Source organism: Marinomonas sp. SBI8L (assembly GCF_001624705.1).
Lineage (GTDB): Bacteria > Pseudomonadota > Gammaproteobacteria > Pseudomonadales > Marinomonadaceae > Marinomonas.
This window is the reverse complement of the sequence record NZ_JSEO01000005.1, coordinates 157,429-180,932: the sequence shown is the minus strand read 5'-3', so window position 1 is coordinate 180,932 and position 23,504 is coordinate 157,429. Positions and strand designations below refer to the sequence as shown.

Sequence of the window (23,504 nt, the reverse complement as noted above, 5' to 3'; positions counted from 1 at the left end):
CGAAACGAGGTACAAGATCAGCCCCTACCACCCTAAAAAAGATAGGGGCTGGTTTTTGTTTGTATAAGAAAACGCTAATTAAGCTGGGTTTTCTATTTTATTACTAGTGCTTTGTTGTGCTTGGGTATTCGTTTCACTCTCTTCGGCTTCTGCTGTTTTACAGAACCAGCCTGTTTGCGCATAGAGAATGCCAATAGCAGGGGATAACCAGCAGGCAAAAGCTAAAGGAATATAGAGTAGAGCAGAATAATCGCCTCCTGCCACACTTAAACCTAGCGCTCCCATTACAAAAGCACCACCAGCGTTCCAAGGAATCAAAGGTGAAACCAAGGTGCCGCCTTCTTCAATAGCGCGAGATAAGTTAAGACGGCTATAACCTAGTTTGTTGTATTCTGGTCCATACATACGGCCCGGCAAGGCGATAGAAAGGTAAACATCACCTGATACCACGTTAGTCGCAACCGAGGTCAAAATCGCATTAGTTTGCAGACCTTTGAAACTCTTAGTCGTCCGCATAATGGCACCAACAACAGACTCAAGACAGCCAGTACGTTCGAGTGCACCACCAAAGGCGAGGGCAAACATCATCAAGGTGATTACCCAAGTCATGGAGGTCACACCACCACGGTTCAATAGGCTATTTAATGAATCTGTGCCTGTATCTATCTTAAAGCCGCTATGAGCATAGGTCAGAATTTCATTGAAGTTGTAACCATAATTCGCCGCCGCGATAACGCCACCTAGAATAAAACCCGCAAAAAGCGCTGGAATTGGCGAGACTTTAAAGAAGGCCAAAGTCATCACAACAACCAAAGGTAAGAGTGGTAAGAAGCCAATATCAAAATTATCTGCCAAACCTTGTTTGAAGCTGTTGATCTGCTCTAGTTGAGATAGATCAGACACACTTGAGCCACCCACAAAAAGATAGATCACAAAGGCGATAATCATGGAAGGAATGGTGGTCGGCATCATGTTTTTAATGTGGTTGAACACATTCGTTTCAGTCACTGCTGCAGCCAAGTTGGTGGTATCAGAAAGTGGAGAGATCTTATCCCCAAAAAATGCACCAGAGACAACCGCACCGGCTGTCCAGTAAACCGGAATTTCAAAGGCGGAACCTATACCGATAAGTGCCAAACCGACAGTACCGACTGTGGTCCAACTTGTCCCGATAGACACAGAAACCACGGCACATAAGAGCATGCTAGCAGCTAAGAACCATTGCGGGTCAATTAACTCAAGACCATAGTAGATCAGGGTAGGTACTGTACCACTGGCGATCCAAGTACTGACTAACATACCCACGACGATTAAGGTCGCGATTGAAGGCATGGCAACGTGTAATACATGAAAAGCGCCTGACTCTATGTCTTTCCAACGGGAACCCTGCGACCAGCCAACAATGGCGGTAATGGCAAAACCAATAGCAAGGGCAATATGAGGAGTGAAGTCATCATAGTAGAAGAGTTGAATGCCGAGTAAACCTATTGTGAGCACAATAGGAATTAGGGCAACGCCTAAACTGGGGATTGTGACTGGGGTGGTAGTCTTTTGTTTCATAGGTAGCTTCCTATTTATTATTTTTAGAATACTTCAAGTCACTATTCTCAGCCTGTTCGAATAATGCGTGAGTGTTTTTATCTTACCCACTTAGATATTTGGACAAGGGGCCATGCCGCCAAAATCTTTCGTTATCACGACAAGCTTCAAACTATTTGCGACAATTTTGGTGAAAATTCATCCAGTAACTCAGTGAATTTAGATAGGTTTTAGTCGCTAAGGGTTTTCTTGAGAGGGGGATTTGACGCTAAAAGAACAATAGGGCCTAAGCTTGATATTTGTCGTTTTGTTGCTTTTATGAACACTAATTTAGGTCTTGTATATTGATTATTGCAAGCGCTTGCATTAATGTGTTTCTAGTCTTTCAATCAACCTATGTGTAGGAAGTATAAAAATAATGAAACTTCAATTATCCAATGCACCTTGTTCTTGGGGTATCGAATTTGCTGACAACCCAAGCAACCCTTCTTGGCAAACCGTGTTATCTGAAATCTCTCAGGCGGGTTATAAAGCCACAGAACTTGGCCCTTTAGGCTATTTACCAACGGATAAAACTGAGCTGGCAACTAGCCTGCAGGATAATGGCCTTGGACTTATTGCGGGAACCATCTTTAAACACCTGCATGACCCAGCCAAACGTGCTGAAATCCTTGAATACACTCACGCTACTTGTAAGTTGCTACAGGCCCAAGATGCTAAATATGTGGTAGTGATTGACCATGTTTCTTCCCCACGTACCGATCAAGCCGGTCAGATTGAAACGGCTTATCGTCTGCCTGATGATGCTTGGAATGAGATGATGACAACCATTCGTGAGCTGGCCCTTGTTTGTCGTGAATACAATATCATTCCTGTTTTGCATCCACATGCGGGTACTTTTATTGAATACCGTGACGAAGTGGATAGAGCCATGGCTGAGCTGGATAAAGATCTAGTGGGTTTATGTGTGGATACAGGTCATTGTGTTTATGCGGGTATTAATCCGTCTGAACTGATTGAAACCTATCAAGACAGAGTTGAATACCTGCACTTTAAGGACATTAACAAGTCTGTTCTTGAGGTCGTCACTGCCAATAATATTGACTTCTATACAGCCATTGGTGATGGTGTATTTTGCCCACTAGGCCAAGGTTGTGTGGACTTCTCTCAAGTGAAAAGCACCCTAGAAAAGATAGATTACCAAGGTTGGATTACCGTCGAGCAAGATGTTGATCCAAACAAGGATAATAGCTCACTTGAAAATGCTAAGCAGAGTTTAGACTTTATTAACGCAAACGTTATGGCGTAAGGCCTGATGTAAAAGAGCCATTGAAAAATGGCTCTTTTAGCTGTGTCTATTGCTTATTAATGATGAAGTATTGAGGTTGTTTTATGGCTGTAAATCCTGTGATTAATGCGTTAGGACGTAAATTAAGATTAGGTGTTATTGGTGGTGGCCCAGGCTCTTTTATCGGCATAGTGCATCGCGGTGCTGCCACGCTAGAAGAGTATTACGAAGTGGTGGCTGGTGTCTTCTCATCTAACCCAGATAAATCCATTGCGAGTGCCAAAGAGCTAGGTATAGCTCGTGGTTATGCAAACCCAGAGCAAATGATACGAGCAGAAGCCGAAAGGGAAGATAAGGTTGATGTGATCGCTATCATGACGCCCAATAATAGCCATTATGAAATTGCCTGCTTAGCCATAGAGCATGGTTTTCATATCATGTGTGAAAAGCCGTTAACCAATGAACTTGATCAGGCTATGGATCTGGTGGAGCGAGTGCAACAAAGCAAACTTGCTTGCTGTGTCGCTTACGGCTATTCAGGTTATCCCATGGTACGTGAGGCAAAAGCCTTGATTGAGTCTGGCGAACTGGGTGAAATCCGCATGGTGCAATGTGATTATGTGCAAGGTCATTTGGCTGAACTGACACCTTCTGAATTAGACAATACCAATTGGCATATGGATCCAGAGATAGCGGGACCGTCTTTGATATTGGGAGACATTGCCACTCACTGTTATCACCTCGCCTCATTTGTGACTGGTATGGAACCGAGTGAATTAAGTGCCGATGTCACAAGTCTAGTACCCGGGCGAGAAGCTGATGATTATGCCGGTATTCTGACCCGCTATTCAAATAATGCCAGAGGTCGTTTTTATATTACCCAAGCCGCCGCTGGGGCTGATCATGGTCTTTATATTCGTGTCTTTGGTAGCAAAGGTGGCATTGAATGGCATCAAGAGCAGCCCAACCAGCTCATGGTAAGAAGCCTAGATCAGGGGACTAAAATACTGCAAAAAGGTGGTGTTGGTTTGACGGATGCCGCGAATCGCGTTAGCCGCATTGCAATTGGTCATCCTGAAGGGTATCGCGAGGCTTTTGCGAATCTTTATACGGATTTGGCTGAGGTGGTTATTGCGAAAGCAACTGGGGTGGAAGCCCATCCTTTGGCTTATTCGTTTCCTACGATTGAAGAGGGTGCACAAGGGGTGAAGTTTGTGCAGGCAGCGATTAAATCGCGGGACAATAACGGAGATTGGGTAGTGCTTTAAGGCTCAATTTAATGGTAAAAGGCATACGAGCTAGGAAGCGAGTGTGCCTCTTTCGACCAGTTTACAAGGGAGTAAGCGGGTCTCAGTACCTAACTCAGGGTTCTCTATGCGGGAGATAATAATATCCACTGCGGCAAGTACCATTTGCTGGATTGGCTGTTGTACCGTACTCAGGTTGTAGGCTCCCCAAGACGCCATCAGAATATCGTTAAAGCCTAAAACACCAATTTCTTCTGGGCATTTTTTACCTAAGTCTCTAACCGTATCTAAGGTGGCAATGGCAAGAATGTCATCCCCACAGAAAATCGCATCTATGTCTGTATTCTTGCTTAATAGCTCAAGGGATTTTTGACGACCTGCCTCATAAGAGTATGAGCTACAGTGCTCGATAGCGACGAGTTCATGGCCTTGCGCTTTCAAGGTGTCTATCACACTTTGCTTTCTGTCTATGGTTGTCGTGGCATCTTCTGGCCCACCTAAAAAGGCGATTCTTTGGTAGCCTTTTTCTAGCAATAATTCAGCGCCTAATTTACCACCACCCGAGTTGTCTGCGGTAACCACATTGATAGGGCCATTGGTATTCGCGCGACCAAACATAATGGCTGCTGGCAATTTCGCCTTGGCGCAAACTTCTGCAAAAATGGTTGGCAAAACAGAGGAGATAAAGAGCACCCCATCTACTCGGTATTGTAATAAACGATCGAGTACTGCCTCAGGTTCACATTTCTCAGTCAGATTCTCTAATAAGGAACGATAGCCTTTGGCTTGTAATTCACGGGTGATGAGATCAAAGACCTCAATAAAGGCGGGATTTTCGAAATTACTCGACACTATGCCAATCAGCTTAGTGCGATTTGTCATGAGAGATTGCGCCAAAATATTTGGTTTATAGCCTAATGCTTTGGCTGCTTTTTCTATCTTCTCTTTGGTCTTAGCGGAAACACTTGCACCATCGGTAAATGCGCGGGATACAGCGGATAATGAAACACCAGCTTTTTCTGCAACCTCCTTTTGAGTTACATGTTTAAATCTATCTTCTGACATTAGCTAGTTCACCCCATTTAGACGCATTTCCATGCAAATACTCGTATAAAGTCCACAATTGTACAACATTTCCAAAATGAGTGTTATTGAAATCAAATTTTAAGTGGTTAAAGAATGAACGACTAATTTAGCTGTTTCTTATGCTCTCAAGAAAATGGTAATTATTTTTGGCATCTTTTAGGCTGGCATCAGCAAGTGGATCGCATTCTTGTTCGACGGTTGCCCAACCGGAGAAATTGGCTTTATCCATCACCTCAAATAAGGTTTTAAAATCACACTCTCCTTTACCTAAATTACAGAATAAACCTTCTTTAATGGCCTGATAAAAATTGACTCTGTCGCGAATCACTCTGGCTTTAACGTCAGGGTCCGTATCCTTGAAATGCAGATAATGAGTACGTTCTTGGTGTTTTAGATAAAAGGCAATTGGATCAAAGCCTGCGAATAGGCAATGGCCTGTGTCTATGCACAAAGACAGGTGCTTTTCATCAATGCTGTCTAGGGTGTTTTCTATCTCGTCTTGGTATTCGATAAAGCCAGCTGCATGGCCATGTAGGCAAATATCAAGACCGTATTCTAGGCTGCCAATTTTAGCTATGGTATCGATTCTATCCATCATGGACGACCAGTCTTTACCGGTTAGACGCCTTGATTCTTCTGGCCTGCCTGAGGTGAGAGCCCGTTCAGCAGAAATAGAGTCGATTAAAACCCCTGTCTTAGCGCCGTGGGAAACCAGTGCTTTAAAAGTACGGTGGGCGGCATCTAATACCTCTTCAAATGCGTTCGGATCATGAAAAGGTCGGTAAACAACACCGGCGGTTAATTGCAGCTCACGAGTCGCCAAGGCGTCACCTAAAATGCTTGGGTCTTCTGGGAAGAAACCAACAGGCCCTAATTCTATGCCTTTAAATCCTGCCGCTTTATTTTCATCCAATACCTTATGCCAGTGTGGGTTCTCGGGATTGTCTGCCTGCTCAACTCCCCAAGAACAAGGCGCGTTACCGATTTCTAACTTCATGCTTTTTCATCCCATTGTTGCCCATGTTTGATCTCATTCATAATAAGTTTTAAAAATGTTTTTGCAAGCGCTTGCAAAAATAAAATCATATTGATAGTCTGATTAAAGAGTGATCAGGCTGGTGTACTGACTTCATCGGCTTCCACTTGTTGAGACTCAATATAGGATGAAATAAAAATGATAAAAAAAACCTTATTAGCTGCCGCCGTCATTTGTTCCGCTTCAAATATCGCACTTGCTGACTCTCTGGTGATTGGTGCGCCTATGCCATCTTTCGCAGATAAATGGATGAGTTACTTGTTCGAAGGTGTGAATGAGTTTGATGATAAACATGCTGATGTTGAAATCAAAATGACAGACGCCAATGAAGATCCAAGTAAGATGCTAAATGACGTGGATAACTTTATTGACGCGGGTGTTAACTCCTTACTCGTAGTACCAACCGATGTTGCCATTGTTAAGCCTATCTCTAAAAAAGCAAATCGCGCTGGCATTCCTCTTGTCATAGTTAACCGTTTACCAAGTGAACAAACCATGCGTAAAGTCGACGCTTATGTAGGTTCTGAATCTATTCAAGCTGGCATTATCCAGGGTGAAAGTGTGGCAGGCATGCTAGATGGCAAGCAAGGTAATGTGGCTATCTTATTAGGTGCTTTAGGTCATGAAGCACAGATACAGCGTACTGCTGGTAACAAACAAGTTTTCGAAAAATATTCCAATATCAAGGTGGTTGCTGAACAAGAAGGCCGCTGGGATAGAGCTAAAGCCTTGCAGATTGTAGAAGATTTATTGCAAGCGCATCCTGAAATTAATGTCATCGTAGCCAACAATGATGAAATGGCGATTGGTGCACTCCTTGCCGCACGTAAAGCCGGTAAAACCGATGCTGACATGATCATCTCTGGTGTTGATGCCACTCCTGATGCCCTTGAATACCTAGGTTCAGGGTTAGACTCAACGGTTTTCCAAAGCGCACGTGGCCAAGGCTACGGTGGTGCTGAGATTGCGTACAAGCTAGCGATGGGTCAGCAAGTTCAGAAAATGAACTGGATTGATTTTGAGTTAGTCGCAGAAGACAAAAAAATGGAATACCTAATGAAATACGCTGCTAAGCAGTAATAGGTAAGCGTGAGCTTCCCTAAGTAAGAGATGTACCAAAGAGTAGAGGGCGGTTACAGAGGTCGCCCTCTATTTAAAATGACTGACACCAATAAAAATAATATTGCTTATGACTAACTCCGACAGCATTTTAGAAATGATCAATGTGAGTAAGACTTTTCCTGGAGTCAAAGCGCTTGATCAAGTCAACCTGACAATCCGTAAAGGCAGCATCCATGCACTCATGGGTGAAAACGGAGCAGGCAAATCAACCTTAATGAAAATTTTGTACGGCCTATACACACCAGACGAAGGTGGCGAAATCTTATTTGATGGCCAGCCTTTTACCCCTAAGGTGCCGATTGATGCGATTCGCACTGGATTGGCCATGGTACCTCAAGAAATCAGCCCTTCAGGTAACTTATCTGTGGCGGCAAACTTTTTTCTTGGCCGCGAGTTAAGAAAAGGCTTTTTGATGGATCATCAAGCCATGAATAAGGAAACCGCTAAGGTCCTAGATGAATTAGGTATTCCCATGAAAGTGGAAACCTTGATGCAAGATGTGTCAGTGGCTAAAGCGCAATTATTAGCCATAGCAACGGCTGTTTCTTATGACGCCAAACTCATCATCATGGATGAGCCAACCACAGCTCTAACCGAATCAGAGGTACAACAGCTTTATAAGATAGTGCGTAAGGTGCAAGAAAGAGGCATCTCTATTATCTATATCTCCCATAAATTAGGGGAAGTATTCGAGCTGTCCGATGAAGTATCTGTCATTCGAGATGGGGAATATATTGGCACTAAACAAACCTCAGATATCACCAAAGAAGAGCTAATCAATATGATGGTTGGCCGTGAAATGGATGAGATGTTTGAGCGTGAACGAGTCGAAATCGGTGAAACCCTATTAGAGGTAAATAACTTGTCTTTGCCAGGCAAATTTGAAGACATCAGCTTTGATGTGAAAAAAGGCGAAGTCTTTGGTATTGCAGGCTTGGTTGGTGCAGGCCGAAGCGAAGTGGTAGAAGCCATCTTTGGTTATAAAGCGGCTCAATCGGGTGATATTTATCTACACGGCAAAAGAGTCGAAATTTATAAACCTATGGATGCCATTAAGCAGCGCATTGGTTTTGTCACAGAAGATAGAAAGCTTACAGGCCTGATGCTCAATATGAGTGTTACCGACAACATGATCATGCCTGAGCTTGGTCCTTATATTCAATCCGGTTTGATTTCTGATGAGCTGGCTTCCCATGTGGCTGAAGACATGAAGAAGCAATTGCGCATCAAAACACCCACGGTAGATACCATTATCGACAATTTGTCGGGTGGTAATCAGCAGAAGGTTTTGATTGCTCGCTGGCTACTACTTGAACCTGAGGTGCTGATTTTAGATGAGCCAACTAAAGGGATAGATGTGGGCGCCAAGGCCGAAATTTATAAGCTTATTGTTGAGCTGGCTAGACTGGGTAAAGCCATCATTATTGTCTCTTCTGAAATGCTAGAACTCTTGTCTTTGAGTGATCGCATCATGGTCATGGCTGAAGGGCGTGAGATAGGCATAGTGGACAGAGAACAAGCTACACAAGAAGTTATTTTAGAAATGGCCGCAGGTGGTGAAGTACCAAGCGAACAAACAATAGACACATCAGACTTGCGCATAGAAGGGGTTGCCTAATGGATTCTCTAGCAAATAAACGTTTAGCAAAAACCAATTACACAGAATTTCTCAACAAATACGGCATGCTCATTATCTTGGTGCTTTTGTTTGTTGCCTTATCTTTAAAAATAGATGGCTTTGCCTCTGTTCGTAACGTGCTCTCTATTTTAGAGCAGGTTTCCATGTTCGGTATTATCGCCATAGGGGTGACCTTTGCCATTGTCACAGGGGGCATTGACTTATCTGGTGGCTCTATCGTGGCGTTAGCCTCTGTTGTCGGAGCAAGCATAGTCACAGGGTCAGAAGGTTATGGCATGACCATTTTTGCCTTTGGTGCCGCTTTATTTGTTGGCAGTGTCTGTGGACTTATTAATGGTTCGATTACCGCATATGGACGTATACCACCCTTCATCGCCACTTTAGGCATGATGACAATGGCCCGTGGTATGGCGCAACTATTCAGTGATGGTCGCCCTGTTGATGCAAGCTCAGATGCTTTTACTTCCATTGGTGATGGCACAGTATTTGGTATTCCTGGCTTGGTAATCATCTATGTGCTAGTGGCCGTTGTGTGTCACGTCATGATGAGCCGTATGACCTTTGGTCGTCATGTATTTGCCATAGGCGGAAATGTTAAAACTGCCAGAATTTGTGGTGTCAATGTCGAGATTACTTTAGTCAAAGTCTATGTTTTAGCAGGTGCTCTAGCAGGTTTAGCAGGGGCTATGTTGGCGTCACGAGCTTATGCAGGTAACCCAACGTTCGGCAACATGTGGGAGCTAGATGCCATAGCCGCCGCCGTTATCGGTGGTACTTCTTTAGCCGGTGGAGTGGGTTCAGTTGGTATGTGTATTGTCGGTGCTTTGATTATCGGTGTGATGAACAAGGGCCTAAATATGATGGGTGTTGATCCTTACTGGCAGCAGATTATCAAGGGCATGATCATTATCAGTGCCGTGTTATTAGATGCACAAAAACGTAAAAAAGCTTAGTGGCTTAACTTTAATTTGGGCTCAGTCCAGACCTTATTAATATTGAAAAGAGACATGATATGAAAACGGTTCGCCTTACACTCGCCGAAGCATTAGTGAAGTATTTAGTTGCACAGAAAATTGAAATCAATGGACAGGTTGAGCCTTTATTTGGCTGTTCTTTTGCCATATTTGGACACGGTAATGTGACCTGTTTAGGCCAGCAGTTAAAGAATGCTGAAGACGAGCTGCCGACTTGGCGTGGTCAGAATGAGCAATCTATGGCCATGGCGGCTGTGGCTTATGCTAAAGCCAATAAGCGTCAAAAAATTGGTATCGCCTCAGCATCTATTGGCCCGGGTGCGACCAATATGATTACCGCAGCAGGTATTGCTCACACCAACAGACTGCCTTTGTTGATGTTCGCAGGGGATGCCTATGTGAGCCGTTTGCCTGATCCTGTGTTGCAGCAAACTGAGCATTTTCATAATCCATCGACCACAGCGAATGATGCTTTCAAAGCCGTGACTCGCTATTGGGACAGGATTATCCACCCAGCTCAAATCTTGCAAACCTTGCCACAAGCTCTTGATACCTTGTTGGACCCAGCAGATTGCGGCCCGGTATTTATCGGTTTACCGCAAGATATTCAAGGTGTGGCTTATGACTACCCAGAGCAATTCTTCGCAGAAAAAGTGCATAGAATTCGTCGCCCTGAACCTGAACTGCGCGACCTAGAAGAGGCGGTTAAGTTACTGAGCCATGCAGAGCGTCCTTTAATTATCAGTGGTGGCGGTGTGCATTACTCGCATGCGACCGATGAACTAGCACAATTTGCAGAAAAGCATAATGTGCCAGTGATAGAAACCATTGCTGGGCGCGCCACCATGTTGCAAGACAACCCATTAAACGGTGGTCCAATTGGGGTAACGGGTTCTAACTCTGCCAACTATCTAGCAGCCCATGCGGATGTGGTTGTGGCGATAGGGACGCGTTTACAGGATTTCACCACAGGTTCTTGGTCTGTGTTTAGAAACCCTGATCTTAAAATTATCAGCATCAATGTGGGTCGACATGATGCGATCAAACACTTATCCATGCCGATTATCGCCGATGCCAAGGTCACCATGACTAAGATCAGCCACTTGTTAGCGGATTGGCAAGGTTCGAGTGATTGGTCAAGCCAAGCTAAAAAACATGCTGATGATTGGAAAGCCCTTTGTAATGACAGAATGGCGGTGGTTGGGGATGAAATGGCCTCTTATGCACAGGTTATCGGTGCCGTGAACCGTTTATCTGAAGCGGGCGATACCGTATTGACGGCGGCAGGTGGATTACCTGCTGAGCTAAACATGAACTGGCAGAGCAAGCAGATTGGCAAGTTTGATATCGAATTTGGTTTCTCTTGCATGGGGTATGAAATTGCGGGTGGCTGGGGCGCGAAAATTGCGAACCCAGACAATGATGTGGTGGTCATGGTGGGCGATGGCTCTTACATGATACTTAACTCAGACATCTACAGCTCGGTTTTATCAGGCCACAAGATGATCATTGTTGTCTGTGATAACGCAGGTTTTGCCGTGATTAACAAGTTGCAAAACAACACAGGTAATGAGTCCTTCAATAACCTATTAAAAGACTGTCGTCGTGAGAATCCAGAGACAGAATTTGCCCGAGTGGATTTTGCTAAACATGCAGAAGCCCAAGGCGCTATCAGTGAAAAAGTCGGCTCTATGCAAGACTTTGATGCGGCCTTTGCCCGTGCCAAAGCCGCCGATAGAACGTCAGTTATCGTGGTTGATATCGACTCTACCAAATGGTCTAGCTGTGATTGCTGGTGGGAAGTGGGTTTACCAGAAGTGACTCGCGATGAAAGAACCGAAAAAGCCGTATCAGATTTTAGTGCAGGGCGTACACATCAACGTCCTGGCGTGTAAGAGGAAGTGACAATGTTTAGTGAAGAAATAAATAAAGCAGAAGCGTTACGTTGGGCCATGGTCGGTGGTGGTCGTGGATCACAAATCGGTTATGCCCACAGATCCGGTGCTAGCCGTGATGGTCACTTTAAATTGGTTGCCGGTGCTTTTGATATAGATGCGGATCGTTGCCGTGATTTCGGTATTAATTTGGGGCTGGATGCAGACCGTTGTTATGCGGATTACCAAGTCATGTTTGAGGCAGAAGCCAAACGTGAAGATGGTATCCAAGCTGTCTCTATCGCAACGCCAAATGGCACTCACTACGCTATTTCTAAAGCCGCTTTGTTAGCTGGCTTACATGTGGTTTGTGAAAAACCTGTGACCTTTACCGTGGCAGAAGCCCAAGAGCTTAAAGAGATAGCAAGCCAGCATAACCGCATCTTTGGCGTTATGTACGGTTACACGGGTTTCCAAATGATTCATCAGGCGAAAGAGATGATTCAACGTGGTGATCTGGGTGAAATTCGCGTTATCAATATGCAGTTCGCCCATGGCTTTCATGCTACCGAAGTGGAGAAGAATGATCCGGGTGCTAAATGGCGCATGAACCCAGAAGTCTCTGGCCCGACTTATGTTTTGGGTGATGTGGGTACGCATGCCTTCTACCTAGCCCAATTAATGGCGGGATTAACGGTCGATTCTTTGTGCTGTACTCGTCAAAGCTTTGTGAAATCTCGTGCGCCGCTAGAAGACAATGCTCATGTCATGATGCGCTTTACCAATGGTGCTGTGGGCACACTTTGGGCAAGTGGTGTAAATGCGGGTTCTATGCACCAGCAGAAGATACGTGTGATAGGCGAAAAGGCCAGTATTGAATGGTGGGATGAAAGACCAAACCAGCTTAGCTATGAAGTACAAGGCGAACCAGCTCGCGTATTAGAGCGTGGTATGGGCTATCTACATAATGATGATCTTGCGGTGAGCAGCAACCGTATTGGTGGTGGTCACCCTGAAGGCTTCTTTGAGTCTTGGGCCAACCTCTATAGCCGTTTTGGCATTGTCATGAAAGCCATGAATGCGGGTGATTTAGAAACAGTGAATAACACCTGGTACCCAGATATTGATGCGGGTATCGAAGGGGTTCAACTCTTAGAACGTTGTGTTGAATCAGCCGATGACAATGCTAAATGGGTTGATTTTGCATGATGGATTTTAACTTTCCTCAAGATAGGCCGATCGATGTGATCTGCCTTGGTCGTGCCGGTGTCGACCTCTATGCCAAGGAGGAGAATGCCGACTTCCTTGATGTCTCTGGCTTCGACAAGCATGTGGGTGGTTCTCCTGCCAATATCGCTGTGGCCTTGGCTCGCTTAGGGGCGAAACCCGGTTTGATTTCTTGTGTTTCTGACGATGGTTTAGGTCGATATGTATGCGATTACCTAAACCGCGAAGGGGTGGATACAAGCGGTGTTGTGCTGGATGCCTCCGGCACACGTACCAGTTTGGCCATTACCGAAATGAAGGCAAAAGACTGTGAAGTGGTGATCTATCGTCATAATGCGGCGGACTTATCTCTTACCGCAGAGCAAGTAAGCCAGTCTTATATTGCCAGTGCCAAAGTCTTGTTAGTGACGGGGACGGCCTTGTCATCTAGTCCTTCTCGCGAAGCCTGTTTAGTGGCAATTCAATATGCTAAAGCCGCTGGCACAAAAGTGGTGTTGGATGTGGATTACCGTGCTTACTCTTGGGCGTCGCCAGAAGATTCAGCGACCTACTATCAGTTGGTTGCATCCATGTCAGACATAGTCATAGGCAACCGTGAAGAGTTTGATGTGATGGAGCACCTTGTCGATCAAGGCAATAAAGACGATGACAAGACAGCACAGCGCTATCTCACTGGATCAACTCAAGTGGTCATTATTAAGGCCGGTGAATTTGGATCCAAGGTGTACACACGAGACGGCGAGTACTTCGCACAGGGTATATTCCCAGTTGAAGTGAAAAAGCCTTTTGGCGCGGGTGACTCCTTTGCCGGAGCACTGCTGTATTCACTGCTTCAAGGGGATACCTTGGAAAATGGTGTGAAGCTGGGTTCGGCTGCCGCTGCGATTAATGTCTCTCGTAAAACCTGTACAGATGCTATGCCAACCAAACAAGAACTATTGGACTTTATCGAACAAAGAAATGTTGCAGCCTAGCGGGCTCTGTTAACCACAGCTTGGCGTAAAAAAGACTATAAAAAATTATAAACGAATACTCTGGAAGGATAAGAATTATGGGAAAGCATATTGCTGCTTATAACAATGAGAACAAACCAATTATTGATGTGAATGACGACACCACACCACTGATTTATTTTAATCAGGTGTTTTTAGAACAAGGTGAAAGTCACACTTATCAGTTAGATGAATATGAGACAGCTGTCGTACTTGCGGGCGGCACTTGTAGCATCAAGGTGAATGACGAAGTGTTTGATAACATCGGCAAACGTAAAAATGTCTGGGATGGTAACCCTGCGGCGGTTTATGCGCCATTAGGTGCGACGGTTGTGATTACCTGTGTGTCTGAGAATGCTGACATCATGGTTGCTGGTGGTAAGTTTGAAGAAACCCTTGAGCCATTTGAAGTGAAACCAGAAGACAGCGACCAAGTGCAGTACGGCAGTGACGACACCAAAACACACCGTAAAATTAAGCACATCCTAGGGCAGAAAAATGCGGGTCAAAGAGGACGTTTGCTAGTGAGCGAACTCTTTACCGTCGGCGCAGGCGGCTGGTCTGGTTTCCCTGCTCATAAACACGATACAGAGCGTCTACCAAAAGAAACTCGCTACGAAGAAGTGTATCAGTTCCGTTTTAATCCTGATCAAGGTTTTGGTGCCCAATTCCTATATGAGCACGAAGACGATATTGGCCCTGTTTACCATATTAAAAACCGCAGTGTGATTGCTATTGATAAGGGCTACCACCCTTGTGTTGCCGCGCCTGGTTATGAAATGTATTACTTCACCATCATAGTGGGCGAACACTCTAAGTCTCTCATTCAACACTTTGATCCGCACCATGAATATCAGATACATACTATCCCTGGTATCAAGGACATGATCAGCAAATTCAAGTAATGGAGTAAAACATGCTAGTTAGCTTGAATGATATTTTGCCAGATGCAGCGAATGGGAGTTCTGCCATTCCTTGCTGCAATGTATTTGGATACGAAGAAGGCCGTGCCATTGTTGCTGCGGCCGAAACCTTAAAGCGTCCGGTCATTCTGGCGGCAAATAAGGACATGGTCGATTTTATGGGAGTGGAAGCACTGGCTAAAATGCTGCTTTCTCTTGCCCATAATAGCTCTGCCAAGGTGTGTGTGCATTTGGATCATACCTATGAAGAAGAGATAGTGTATCAGGCTATTCACCATGGTTTTTCTTCTGTCATGTTTGATGGCTCTCAGCTTCCGCTAGAAGAGAATATTCGCCGTACCAAGCAAGTAGTGCAGGTTGCGCATGCCATGGGTGTGAGTGTCGAAGGTGAGATAGGGTCGGTTGCCTATAACGAGGGTCGTGACCATATAAAATCTATCAGCACAGTACCAGAAGAGGCAGCAGCCTATGCCAATGAAAGTGGCTTAGATGCCATGGCGGTTGCTGTGGGTAATGTTCACAGGCTAACCACACCAGACTCAGTGATTGATTACCCTAGGCTTGAAGAAATTGCCGGTTTAGTGGGCGATATTCCTCTGGTGATTCATGGCACTACAGGTATTAAAGAAGAAGATATTCTAAAGCTTAAGCAAACCAGAGTGTCTAAATTTAATATAGGGACATCACTTCGTATGGTGACAGGTGAGAACCTCAGACGCCTGATGAATGAAGAGCCTAACAAGTTCGACAAGATGTACTTTATGCAAAAGGTCATGCCTTTTATACAGGCTGAAGCAGAGAGGATTATACGCCTCTTAGCTTAGGACTCGTGATTGATTTCCTCTTTTCCGTTCCGCGTTAGTTTTCAATGATTGAAAACCTTATTCATCATACTGCTTATCTGGCGCCAGATAGAAAGCAGATGAGACAGTATGATGAATAACTATTTTCGTTTTCCTTAGGGCTTTTTAGTCTTTGCCTATCCAATAAAGCGGCCATTTGGCATCTGCTTTAGCATTGTTGATCACAGCTGCCACACCTACCAAAACAATACTGCCTAATAAAACCGGTAATAATAGAAAATCAAAACCTGCACTGCCTGCCATTAAAATGACCAAAGGGTTTGCCCCAGCGGGTGGATGTACTGCTCGAAAAAACTGCATGGCTGCAATGGCAGTTGCCACCGCGAACGCCATCACAATAGGGCCTTGGCCAAAAAAGTAAAGAGCAACTAAGCCTACTAAAGCACTGATAAAGTGACCGCCTATGACATTTCTGGGTTGTGCAAAAGGTGCTGCGGCGACGGTAAATAGAATGACGCAGGTTGCGCCAAAAGGCGCCATAAGTAGTGGATAGCCAGACCAACTTGTAAGTAAGGCTAGGCTTAATATACCCACAAAACCACCGATAAAACCTGTCGCAATGGCTTTTGCATCTGGCTTTGGAACTAGCTTGCCACCCCCTGAGAATCTCCCCATCTTTGCACCTCACCGTGTGTGCTTTGAATAAGCACACTAACAATTATTTTTAAGACCTGTATGCTATGATACAGATCTGTACTATATGCAACTGTACAGATCTGTACCATTTTATCAAGACTTAAAAGAGTTAGCTGAAAACCTGAGCAAACCCTAGGGAAAAACATGAGCACCAAACACGACATTTTAGATTGCGCTGAATCCTTATTTAATCAGCAAGGTTATACGGCTGTGGGGGTTGATTTGATTCGAGACACAGCAGGTGTTTCTAAAACGACGATTTACCGCCACTTTGGTGGTAAAGATGGCTTGATAGAAGCGGTACTAGAGAGGCGTCATCAACGTTTTGAAGAAGGGTTATTTGATAAGGTAAATGCGGCTAATCAAGCCATGGCAGAGGCTAAACTGGATGCTGAAATGGCCAGCTACCAACGCTTATTAGCCATCTTAGATTGGCATTATGTTTGGTTTATGTCCGATCATTTTCAGGGTTGTATGTTCATGCACGCCCTGTCTGAGTTTAAACAAAATAACAGAAAAATCAGCCAGATAGCCTTAGATCATAAAGCTTGGTTAGGTCAGTTAATACAGGGTGCCTTGGATCACAGCTTGGCAGATATAGAGGAAAAAGCAGAAATGCTACTCACCTTTATTGAAGGTCTGATCATACGGGCTGAATTCGCCCAAGATGAGATGACAAAACTAGTCGCAAAGCGCCCCCAACATGAGGCGCTTATCTTATCCCTATTGGCTTAATCAAACTGATAAAGGCGCTTTGGGTTATCCACTAAAATTTGCTTGCGTAGGCTTTCATCAGGCACCCATTGCACGAGTTCGTTTAACAAATCTGTGGTGTTTGGCATGGCTTTATCAAAGTGAGGATGAGGCCAATCTGAACCCCAAACACATTGCTTGGTATTGGCATTAACTAGTGCTTGGGCAAAAGGGGTTACATCGCTAAAAGGGGTGCAGGCTTGGGTGCTGGTACGATAAGCGCCTGAGAGTTTAACCCAAACTCGGCCTTCTTCTAATAGGCTTAATAAGTCTTGAAAAGCAGGGTGATCTAGCCCCAAACTTGTGTCCATATGCCCCATGTGATCTATCACCACAGGCACGGGGAGTTGGCGTATCTTGTCGGCGAAACCATCAAAATTCGCGATATCAATTAAGAACTGTAGATGCCAGTTGCGTTTGGCGAGGCGCTCGGCTAAATGGCACACATCGTCCCATTCTATTCCACCTTTAAAGAGTAGATTCATGCGCACACCCACATGGCCAGATAAGGCAAGTTTGTCTAACTCTTCATCGCTAATATTGGCATCGACAACGGCAATACCCTTGTAGTCTTTACCTAGCTTTCGTAAGTAATTCAGTGTGTCGGTTTGTAGGCTGTTATCTGTGCCGTACACACTCGGTTGTACTAATACACCATGGCTAATGGATAATTGGCTATGCATGTGTAAGTAAGCGCCTACTGGCGCATCAGGTGGTGTATAGCTTCTGTTCTCTGTGTAGTCGTATTTATCTAGTGGACCAAAGACATGGGCATGACAATCAATAGAACCCAGAGGTAGGTCAAAATCTGGCTTGGTAATAAAAGGGTCAGGGGCATCACATAAAGGCAGTGTGAATTGAGTATTTTGATTGTCAGTCTCTTTCATTTTAACGATCACCTTGAAGGTTATGCTTAAGGCCATTTTAGGCTTAATGTGGCGCTAAGCATCTAATAAAAAACAGGGCCTTTTTCTGAGGGCATTAAGCTAACAGAAAGAGACCCTTAAAAAGCAAGAGGATGTGGTGAGCGCTTAGTGCTGCTCAGCAATCCAGTTAGCTATGTGAGTTGAGAACTCAATGAATCTTTCGTCTTCATCAAGCATCCACTCAGTGTGTCCACCATTCGCTAGCAAGAACAAAGATTTAGGGCCTGGGTAAGCCGCATAAAGTGATTTTGCTTCTGTCACTGGGTGCAGGTCGTTTTCAGCACCATGAGCGATCAATAATGGAATGTTTGAGAAACGCTCGTCTAGGTTAGCTTCTGGGTTAAAGCTAATCAGAGAGTCAGCGAAATCAAAATCAGATGTCACACCATAGCCAGGTGCTTTAACAAGTTCTGTGAACACGTATTCACGGCTTACTGGATCAAGCGGGTAAATTTCAAAAGGATCTATACCTTTCTTCTCGCCGCCTTTCGCTAGGCGTAGACGTTCTTCGGCCATGAAAGCTTTGAATGCTTTCCAACCGTGCTCGCCACGTAGAGCTTTCTGTACACGTACTGAATTGAAAAAGCCGTTCATTGAAACTAGGCCGTCAATTTGACCTTCACAGATACGTAGCGCATCTAGAATTAGGCCGCCAGCCATGCCCCAACCTGCAACAAAAACCTTACGATTTTCAGCTTGGGCACGTTCAGAAACGATAGCAACAGCATTGGCTATATCACGAACTTGTTCTTCTAAAATAACGCGCTCACGTTCGCCTTGTGAATCGCCAAAACCACGATAATCAAAACCGAAAACAGTGAAACCTTTTTTAGTCCAAGCACGGGCATAACGCTCTGGGTGGATGTTTTTTTGGCCAGTAAAGCCAGAGCAAACGATCACAATTGGCAGTGCTGGATTGTTATTTGATTCGTCAGTAAAGAAGGCGCCATCTAGGACAAGACCATCGCTGTGAAAAGAAACTTTTTGTTCGATCATGAAGTAAAACTCCCAAGTTTTAAATAGTGTAAATAAGGACAGATAGAGCCTTCACTAACAGGTAAAAAGAAGCGAATGCAGCCAGACTGTGATTAGTATGATGGCGAAAAAAACTTGCAATAAATGAAAATAATGCGACATTATTGGTGATAAATGCGACTTATTGTCTGTATTTTTACTTTGATTAAGTTTTTTGAATTGATTGTTCATGGGTGAATTTATGCTAGAGAAAAGCAGTAAAAGTATTGAGCATTTTGGCTTTTTTTTAGTGCCAGATTTTTCCATGATCTCCCTCGCTGCTGTAGTCGATCCTCTGCGTATGGCGAACCGCATTAGTGGACAAACACTCTATTCCTGGGACTTTTATTGCCACCAAAATAAAGCGGTTTTTGCCAGTAATGGTTTGCCCGTCGCACCCACACGACAGCAAGATGATGTGACAGACTTAGACACACTTTTTGTGGTCGCAGGCATAGGCGCACAAGAAGCAAATGATGCAGCTTTGTTTAGCTGGTTAAGAGGTTTAAAACGTCAAAAAGTGAATTTAGGCTCGACTTCAACAGGCAGCCTTTTGCTTGCTCAAGCAGGGATTCTTAAACAACAAAAATGCACCATACATTGGGAGAATAAAGAAAGCCTTTCTGAGCAGTTTCCTGACTTGCAGGTAACAGGTGAGCTTTATGAAATAGACCGAGATGTGATGACCTGTTCTGGCGGGTTGGCTGGGCTAGATTTGATGCTACAGCTGATTGCTTTAAAGCATGGGGAAACACTGGCGAAAGATGTGGCAGAACAATGTATTCACCCAGCGATTCGACCCGCCTATGAAAAACAAAGGATGGATTTACAGTTACGCCACCATGCTCATCACCCAAGATTGTTAAAAGCCTTAGAGCTGATGCGCAGCAATATTGAAGAGGTGCTGACATGCAAAGAAATTGGTGATCTTGTGGGCTTGTCTGTGCGCCAGATGGAACGCTTATTTAAAACCTTTTTATCTAGCACGCCCGCCAACCATTATTTGCAATTACGTCTAGAGCGAGCACGTCATTTGGTGCTGCAATCAAATCTATCCATGTTACAAATTAGCACCGCCTGTGGTTTTAGCTCCACGTCTTACTTTTCACGCTGTTATCGCAAACAGTTCAATTGCACTCCAAGAGAAGAGCGTGCCAAGCCGAGTTAGGCTTGGCGTTTATTCAAGTGTTTTAATAATGCTTGTAAAGGGTGAAGCAGGGCTTTTTGATCAAAGCGTTTCACCTGACTACGACAAGAATAGCCTGTTGCCACAATGCGATCTTGCAAGGTTTTGTCATTTATCTTGCCTTTCCAAGACAGCTCATAAATACCTTTTGAGGTTTGCAGGTTTGCTGTTTCATGGCCATAGGTGCCTGCCATACCACAACAACCGACATTTTCAATTTTTAAGTCTAAACCCAGTAAAGAGAAAACCTTAACCCAATCTTGGATAGAGCCTGCCGCATTGGTTTTTTCCGTACAGTGGGCCAACAAGTGATAAGTTTCATTGCTATTAGCAAAAGGTTGGCGCTTAAGATTAAGGGAAGAAAGGTGCTCACTTTGTTCTGCTAACCATTCTTGTAGCAAGTTCACGGTTGGAATTTCGCGTTTATCGCCAATGACTTTTGGATATTCTGAGCGGAAGCTTAAGGTCATGGATGGATCGACCCCCACAAATGGAATCTTATAAGCCGCTAACTCTTCTAACATGTCTAGATTTTTATTCGCTGCTTTCTCAAACGCCTTGAAGAAACCATGTACATGCAAGGGCTTACCGTTAGGTTTATAAGGTGCTAAGAAGGCCTGGAAGCCTAAACGTGTCAGTAGCTCCATGGTGTCCAATACCAGTTGAGTCTCAAAATAACTGGTAAAAGCATCTTGAACTATGATGACGGCCTTGCCTTTCCCAAAGGAGTGTCTTTTATCTAGGCCAATCGACTTGAGATTGTTAGGCGTCGCGAAGCGAATGCCACGCTTATCCATCTCTTTTTTGATATTGAGCTTAGACAGGGTCGGGCTATCTGTGATGCCTAAATAGTTAGCGCTCAAGCGATTGATCCAAGCTTGCTCCATCATCCAGTTATAAGGGTTTGGGTACTTGGCTAAGGTCGGCATAATATATTCCATCGAGCCCACCACATAATCTTTTACGGGGCGCAAATAGCGAGAGTAATAGATCTCTAGGAACTTGGCTCTAAACTCAGGCACATCGACCTTAATTGGGCATTGGCCTACGCAAGATTTACAAGCGAGACAACCCATCATGGACTCATGCACTTCGTTGGAGAAGTCATAGTCACCGCGACGCTTTTTCAAGGTGTTGTTCAGGCGTGGGAAGAAACTAGATATGAAACTCACTAGATAACCAGAGTCTTTTATCTTGTCACTGACAGCTTGAGTGTCGACTCCTTGCTCACTCATGCCCCTTAGCCATTCACGCATTAAAGACGCACGGCCTTTTGGTGAATGAATACGCTCGCGTGTCCCTTTGTAAGAAGGGCACATGGCATCGTTAGGGTCAAAGTTATAACAAGCGCCATTACCATTACAGTACATGCCAGCTTGGAATTGATCGCGGTTAACCAAAGGGATCTGTCGATCAAACTGGCCTCTCATCGGCACTTGATCAATTTTAAGAAGCTCGGCTCCTTTTTCGGTGCCCTTTGCTTTAGCTAGCTCAAATGGGGTGGCGATTTTGCCTGGGTTTAACTGGTTATGTGGATCAAACGCGCCTTTTACCTGTTGAATCACAGGGTAAAGCTCACCAAAGAATTCGGTCGCGTATTCAGAGCGCACCCCTTTACCGTGTTCACCCCATAAAAGACCGTCATATTTTTGGGTAAGGGCAACCACTTTATCTGTGATGTCACGAATCAAGCTTTCGTTCTTTTCATCTTTCATGTCGATAGCAGGACGTACATGTAAAACCCCGGCATCAACATGGCCGAACATGCCGTAGCTTAAGTCATGGGCGTCGAGTACGGCACGAAACTCCATAATGAAGTCAGCTAAGTTTTCGGGCGGTACTGCCGTGTCTTCAACAAAGGGAATCGGGCGACCTTCGCCTTTGGCATTACCTAAAAGGCCAACCGACTTTTTGCGCATGGCCCAGATCTTTTTCACATTCTCATGGCCTTGGGCCAAGGTGTAGCCCAGTATCTTGCTATTAGGCTCACCGAGCGCGGCATCTAATAAATCCGTCAGGACTTTAATTCGATTGTCTACTTCAGTTTGGTCGTTACCTGTGTACTCGACCAGATTCACCCCTTGAAGCTCTTTACCCGCATTATCTCCACTTTCATCAGGGAAGAAAGCAGCCACTGAGTGCCAAATGATGTCGTCTTTAGCAAGACCAAGTACGCGAGAGTCTACCGTTTCAATTGAAGTGGGCGCCGCGTTTAGCAGATCCTTAGCGTGACGTAACGAACCCTCAAAACTGTCATAACGAATGTTGACTAAGGTGGCGAAGGTTGGGATTTTAAGTAGGTTAACTTTGGCTTCTACAATAAAACCTAGGGTGCCTTCAGAACCACAAAGTACCGAGTTTAGGTTGAAGGCTTTGTTTTCATCGCGTATGTGAGCTAAGTCGTAACCCGTAAGGCAACGGTTTAACTCAGGGAAAACTTCATCGATTTTTACTTGGTTGTGGTTAAAGGCATCGTCCACCACACGATGTATATGACCCGCATAATCTTCACGCTGTTTCTCTTTAGCCAGCTTCTCATCAGAGATAGGGCCTGAGCTAAGAAGTGTGCCATCAAGTAATACGGTATTAAGAGAAAGGACATGATCACGGGTTTTACCGTACATGACAGAGCCTTGACCGCTGGCATCCGTATTTATCATGCCGCCTATGGTCGCACGGTTACTGGTGGAGAGTTCTGGTGCAAAGAAAAGTCCATGTTCTTTTACTGCTACATTTAACTGATCTTTTACCACCCCGGTTTGGACTCTGGCCCAGCCTTCTTCGGCATTAATTTCAAGCACTTGATTCATGTGCTTAGATAAATCCACAATCAAACCATCGGTTAATGACTGACCGTTAGTACCCGTACCGCCGCCTCGTGGACTTAAGACAATGGATTGAAATTCTTCAAGGTGGGAAAGGCGAGTCAATAATTGAATGTCAGCTATAGACTTGGGGTAAATAACACCTTGAGGTAAGACTTGGTAGATGGAGTTGTCTGTGGATAACACCACGCGGTTGGCATAGTCAGGGTTAGTCTCACCAGCAAAGCCATCGGCGTTTAGGCGCTCAATAAAACTTAGATAGAGAGACTGGGTAGGCGTGATATTAGACAACTTAGGGATCATGATTCGACTCTAAATGAAGAATAAGAGGTGATTAGAAACCATGTCTTGGCT

Annotated in this window: 19 protein-coding genes; 12 read left to right on the top strand and 7 right to left on the bottom strand. The window is 44.7% G+C overall.

The features are described 5' to 3' along the window. Positions 1 to 78: 78 nt before the first annotated feature. Positions 79 to 1,560: a Na+/H+ antiporter NhaC gene (nhaC, locus tag OA91_RS09195; RefSeq protein ID WP_063337994.1), complete on the bottom strand. Its 1,482-nt coding sequence runs from the start codon at positions 1,558 to 1,560 to the stop codon at positions 79 to 81. Positions 1,561 to 1,957: 397 nt separating this feature from the next. Between nhaC and OA91_RS09190 the strand changes: the two genes are divergently transcribed. Continuing rightward, positions 1,958 to 2,848 (top strand): TIM barrel protein, encoded by an 891-nt coding sequence (locus OA91_RS09190; RefSeq protein WP_063337993.1) that lies wholly within the window; start codon positions 1,958 to 1,960, stop codon positions 2,846 to 2,848. Positions 2,849 to 2,931: 83 nt separating this feature from the next. Beyond that, on the top strand, positions 2,932 to 4,095 hold the full coding sequence (locus OA91_RS09185; RefSeq protein WP_063337992.1) for a Gfo/Idh/MocA family protein: 1,164 nt from the start codon (positions 2,932 to 2,934) through the stop codon (positions 4,093 to 4,095). Between the two features lie 30 nt (positions 4,096 to 4,125). On the opposite strand, the gene OA91_RS09180 is transcribed toward OA91_RS09185, so the two are convergent. Together OA91_RS09180 and OA91_RS09175 are read right to left on the bottom strand one after the other, a co-directional pair. Continuing rightward, positions 4,126 to 5,139, bottom strand: a complete 1,014-nt coding sequence (locus OA91_RS09180; RefSeq protein ID WP_046015785.1) for a LacI family DNA-binding transcriptional regulator — start codon at positions 5,137 to 5,139, stop codon at positions 4,126 to 4,128. A gap of 127 nt (positions 5,140 to 5,266) precedes the next feature. Beyond that, positions 5,267 to 6,157, bottom strand: a complete 891-nt coding sequence (locus OA91_RS09175; RefSeq protein ID WP_063337991.1) for a TIM barrel protein — start codon at positions 6,155 to 6,157, stop codon at positions 5,267 to 5,269. A gap of 177 nt (positions 6,158 to 6,334) precedes the next feature. On the opposite strand from OA91_RS09175, the gene OA91_RS09170 reads away from it, so the two are divergent. From OA91_RS09170 to OA91_RS09135, 8 genes are all read left to right on the top strand, one after another. Then, positions 6,335 to 7,276 carry a substrate-binding domain-containing protein gene (locus OA91_RS09170; RefSeq protein ID WP_157203815.1) on the top strand — a complete coding sequence of 314 codons (942 nt, stop codon included), beginning with the start codon at positions 6,335 to 6,337 and terminating at the stop codon, positions 7,274 to 7,276. Positions 7,277 to 7,385: 109 nt separating this feature from the next. Continuing rightward, positions 7,386 to 8,936, top strand: coding sequence for a sugar ABC transporter ATP-binding protein (locus OA91_RS09165; protein ID WP_063337990.1), 1,551 nt, complete (start codon positions 7,386 to 7,388; stop codon positions 8,934 to 8,936). After that, positions 8,936 to 9,910 carry an ABC transporter permease gene (locus OA91_RS09160; RefSeq protein WP_063337989.1) on the top strand — a complete coding sequence of 325 codons (975 nt, stop codon included), beginning with the start codon at positions 8,936 to 8,938 and terminating at the stop codon, positions 9,908 to 9,910. The genes OA91_RS09165 and OA91_RS09160 overlap by 1 nt, the downstream gene beginning before the upstream one ends. Positions 9,911 to 9,969: 59 nt before the next feature. Then, positions 9,970 to 11,826: a 3D-(3,5/4)-trihydroxycyclohexane-1,2-dione acylhydrolase (decyclizing) gene (gene iolD / locus OA91_RS09155; RefSeq protein WP_063337988.1), complete on the top strand. Its 1,857-nt coding sequence runs from the start codon at positions 9,970 to 9,972 to the stop codon at positions 11,824 to 11,826. A gap of 12 nt (positions 11,827 to 11,838) precedes the next feature. After that, the gene (locus OA91_RS09150) at positions 11,839 to 13,014 is read left to right on the top strand and encodes a Gfo/Idh/MocA family protein (RefSeq protein WP_063337987.1); all 1,176 of its coding nucleotides are present in this window, start codon (positions 11,839 to 11,841) and stop codon (positions 13,012 to 13,014) included. Next, positions 13,011 to 14,006, top strand: coding sequence for a 5-dehydro-2-deoxygluconokinase (gene iolC / locus OA91_RS09145; RefSeq protein ID WP_063337986.1), 996 nt, complete (start codon positions 13,011 to 13,013; stop codon positions 14,004 to 14,006). Before OA91_RS09150 ends, iolC begins: the two co-directional genes overlap by 4 nt. A gap of 77 nt (positions 14,007 to 14,083) precedes the next feature. Beyond that, entirely contained in the window at positions 14,084 to 14,929 is an 846-nt protein-coding gene (locus tag OA91_RS09140) for a 5-deoxy-glucuronate isomerase (RefSeq protein ID WP_063337985.1), read from the top strand. An 11-nt stretch (positions 14,930 to 14,940) separates the two neighbouring features. Then, positions 14,941 to 15,771: a class II fructose-bisphosphate aldolase gene (locus tag OA91_RS09135; protein WP_063337984.1), complete on the top strand. Its 831-nt coding sequence runs from the start codon at positions 14,941 to 14,943 to the stop codon at positions 15,769 to 15,771. A 144-nt stretch (positions 15,772 to 15,915) separates the two neighbouring features. On the opposite strand, the gene OA91_RS09130 is transcribed toward OA91_RS09135, so the two are convergent. Then, positions 15,916 to 16,425 (bottom strand): HPP family protein, encoded by a 510-nt coding sequence (locus tag OA91_RS09130; protein ID WP_063337983.1) that lies wholly within the window; start codon positions 16,423 to 16,425, stop codon positions 15,916 to 15,918. A 165-nt stretch (positions 16,426 to 16,590) separates the two neighbouring features. Between OA91_RS09130 and OA91_RS09125 the strand changes: the two genes are divergently transcribed. Then, a complete protein-coding gene (locus OA91_RS09125) occupies positions 16,591 to 17,181 on the top strand; it encodes a TetR/AcrR family transcriptional regulator (protein WP_063337982.1) in 591 nt (196 codons plus the stop codon). Here OA91_RS09125 and OA91_RS09120 read toward each other — a convergent pair. Together OA91_RS09120 and OA91_RS09115 are read right to left on the bottom strand one after the other, a co-directional pair. Next, the gene (locus tag OA91_RS09120) at positions 17,178 to 18,086 is read right to left on the bottom strand and encodes an amidohydrolase family protein (protein ID WP_063337981.1); all 909 of its coding nucleotides are present in this window, start codon (positions 18,084 to 18,086) and stop codon (positions 17,178 to 17,180) included. The two genes, OA91_RS09125 and OA91_RS09120, sit on opposite strands and share 4 nt — an antisense overlap. A 144-nt stretch (positions 18,087 to 18,230) precedes the next feature. After that, complete coding sequence (locus tag OA91_RS09115) at positions 18,231 to 19,121, bottom strand: alpha/beta hydrolase (RefSeq protein WP_009833984.1); 891 nt, start codon at positions 19,119 to 19,121, stop codon at positions 18,231 to 18,233. A gap of 220 nt (positions 19,122 to 19,341) precedes the next feature. Here OA91_RS09115 and OA91_RS09110 point away from each other — a divergent pair, with 220 nt between their 5' ends. Then, positions 19,342 to 20,307, top strand: a complete 966-nt coding sequence (locus tag OA91_RS09110; RefSeq protein WP_063338117.1) for a GlxA family transcriptional regulator — start codon at positions 19,342 to 19,344, stop codon at positions 20,305 to 20,307. On the opposite strand, the gene ydiJ is transcribed toward OA91_RS09110, so the two are convergent. Then, the gene (ydiJ, locus tag OA91_RS09105; protein ID WP_063337980.1) at positions 20,304 to 23,453 is read right to left on the bottom strand and encodes a D-2-hydroxyglutarate dehydrogenase YdiJ; all 3,150 of its coding nucleotides are present in this window, start codon (positions 23,451 to 23,453) and stop codon (positions 20,304 to 20,306) included. The two genes, OA91_RS09110 and ydiJ, sit on opposite strands and share 4 nt — an antisense overlap. Positions 23,454 to 23,504: the final 51 nt, after the last annotated feature.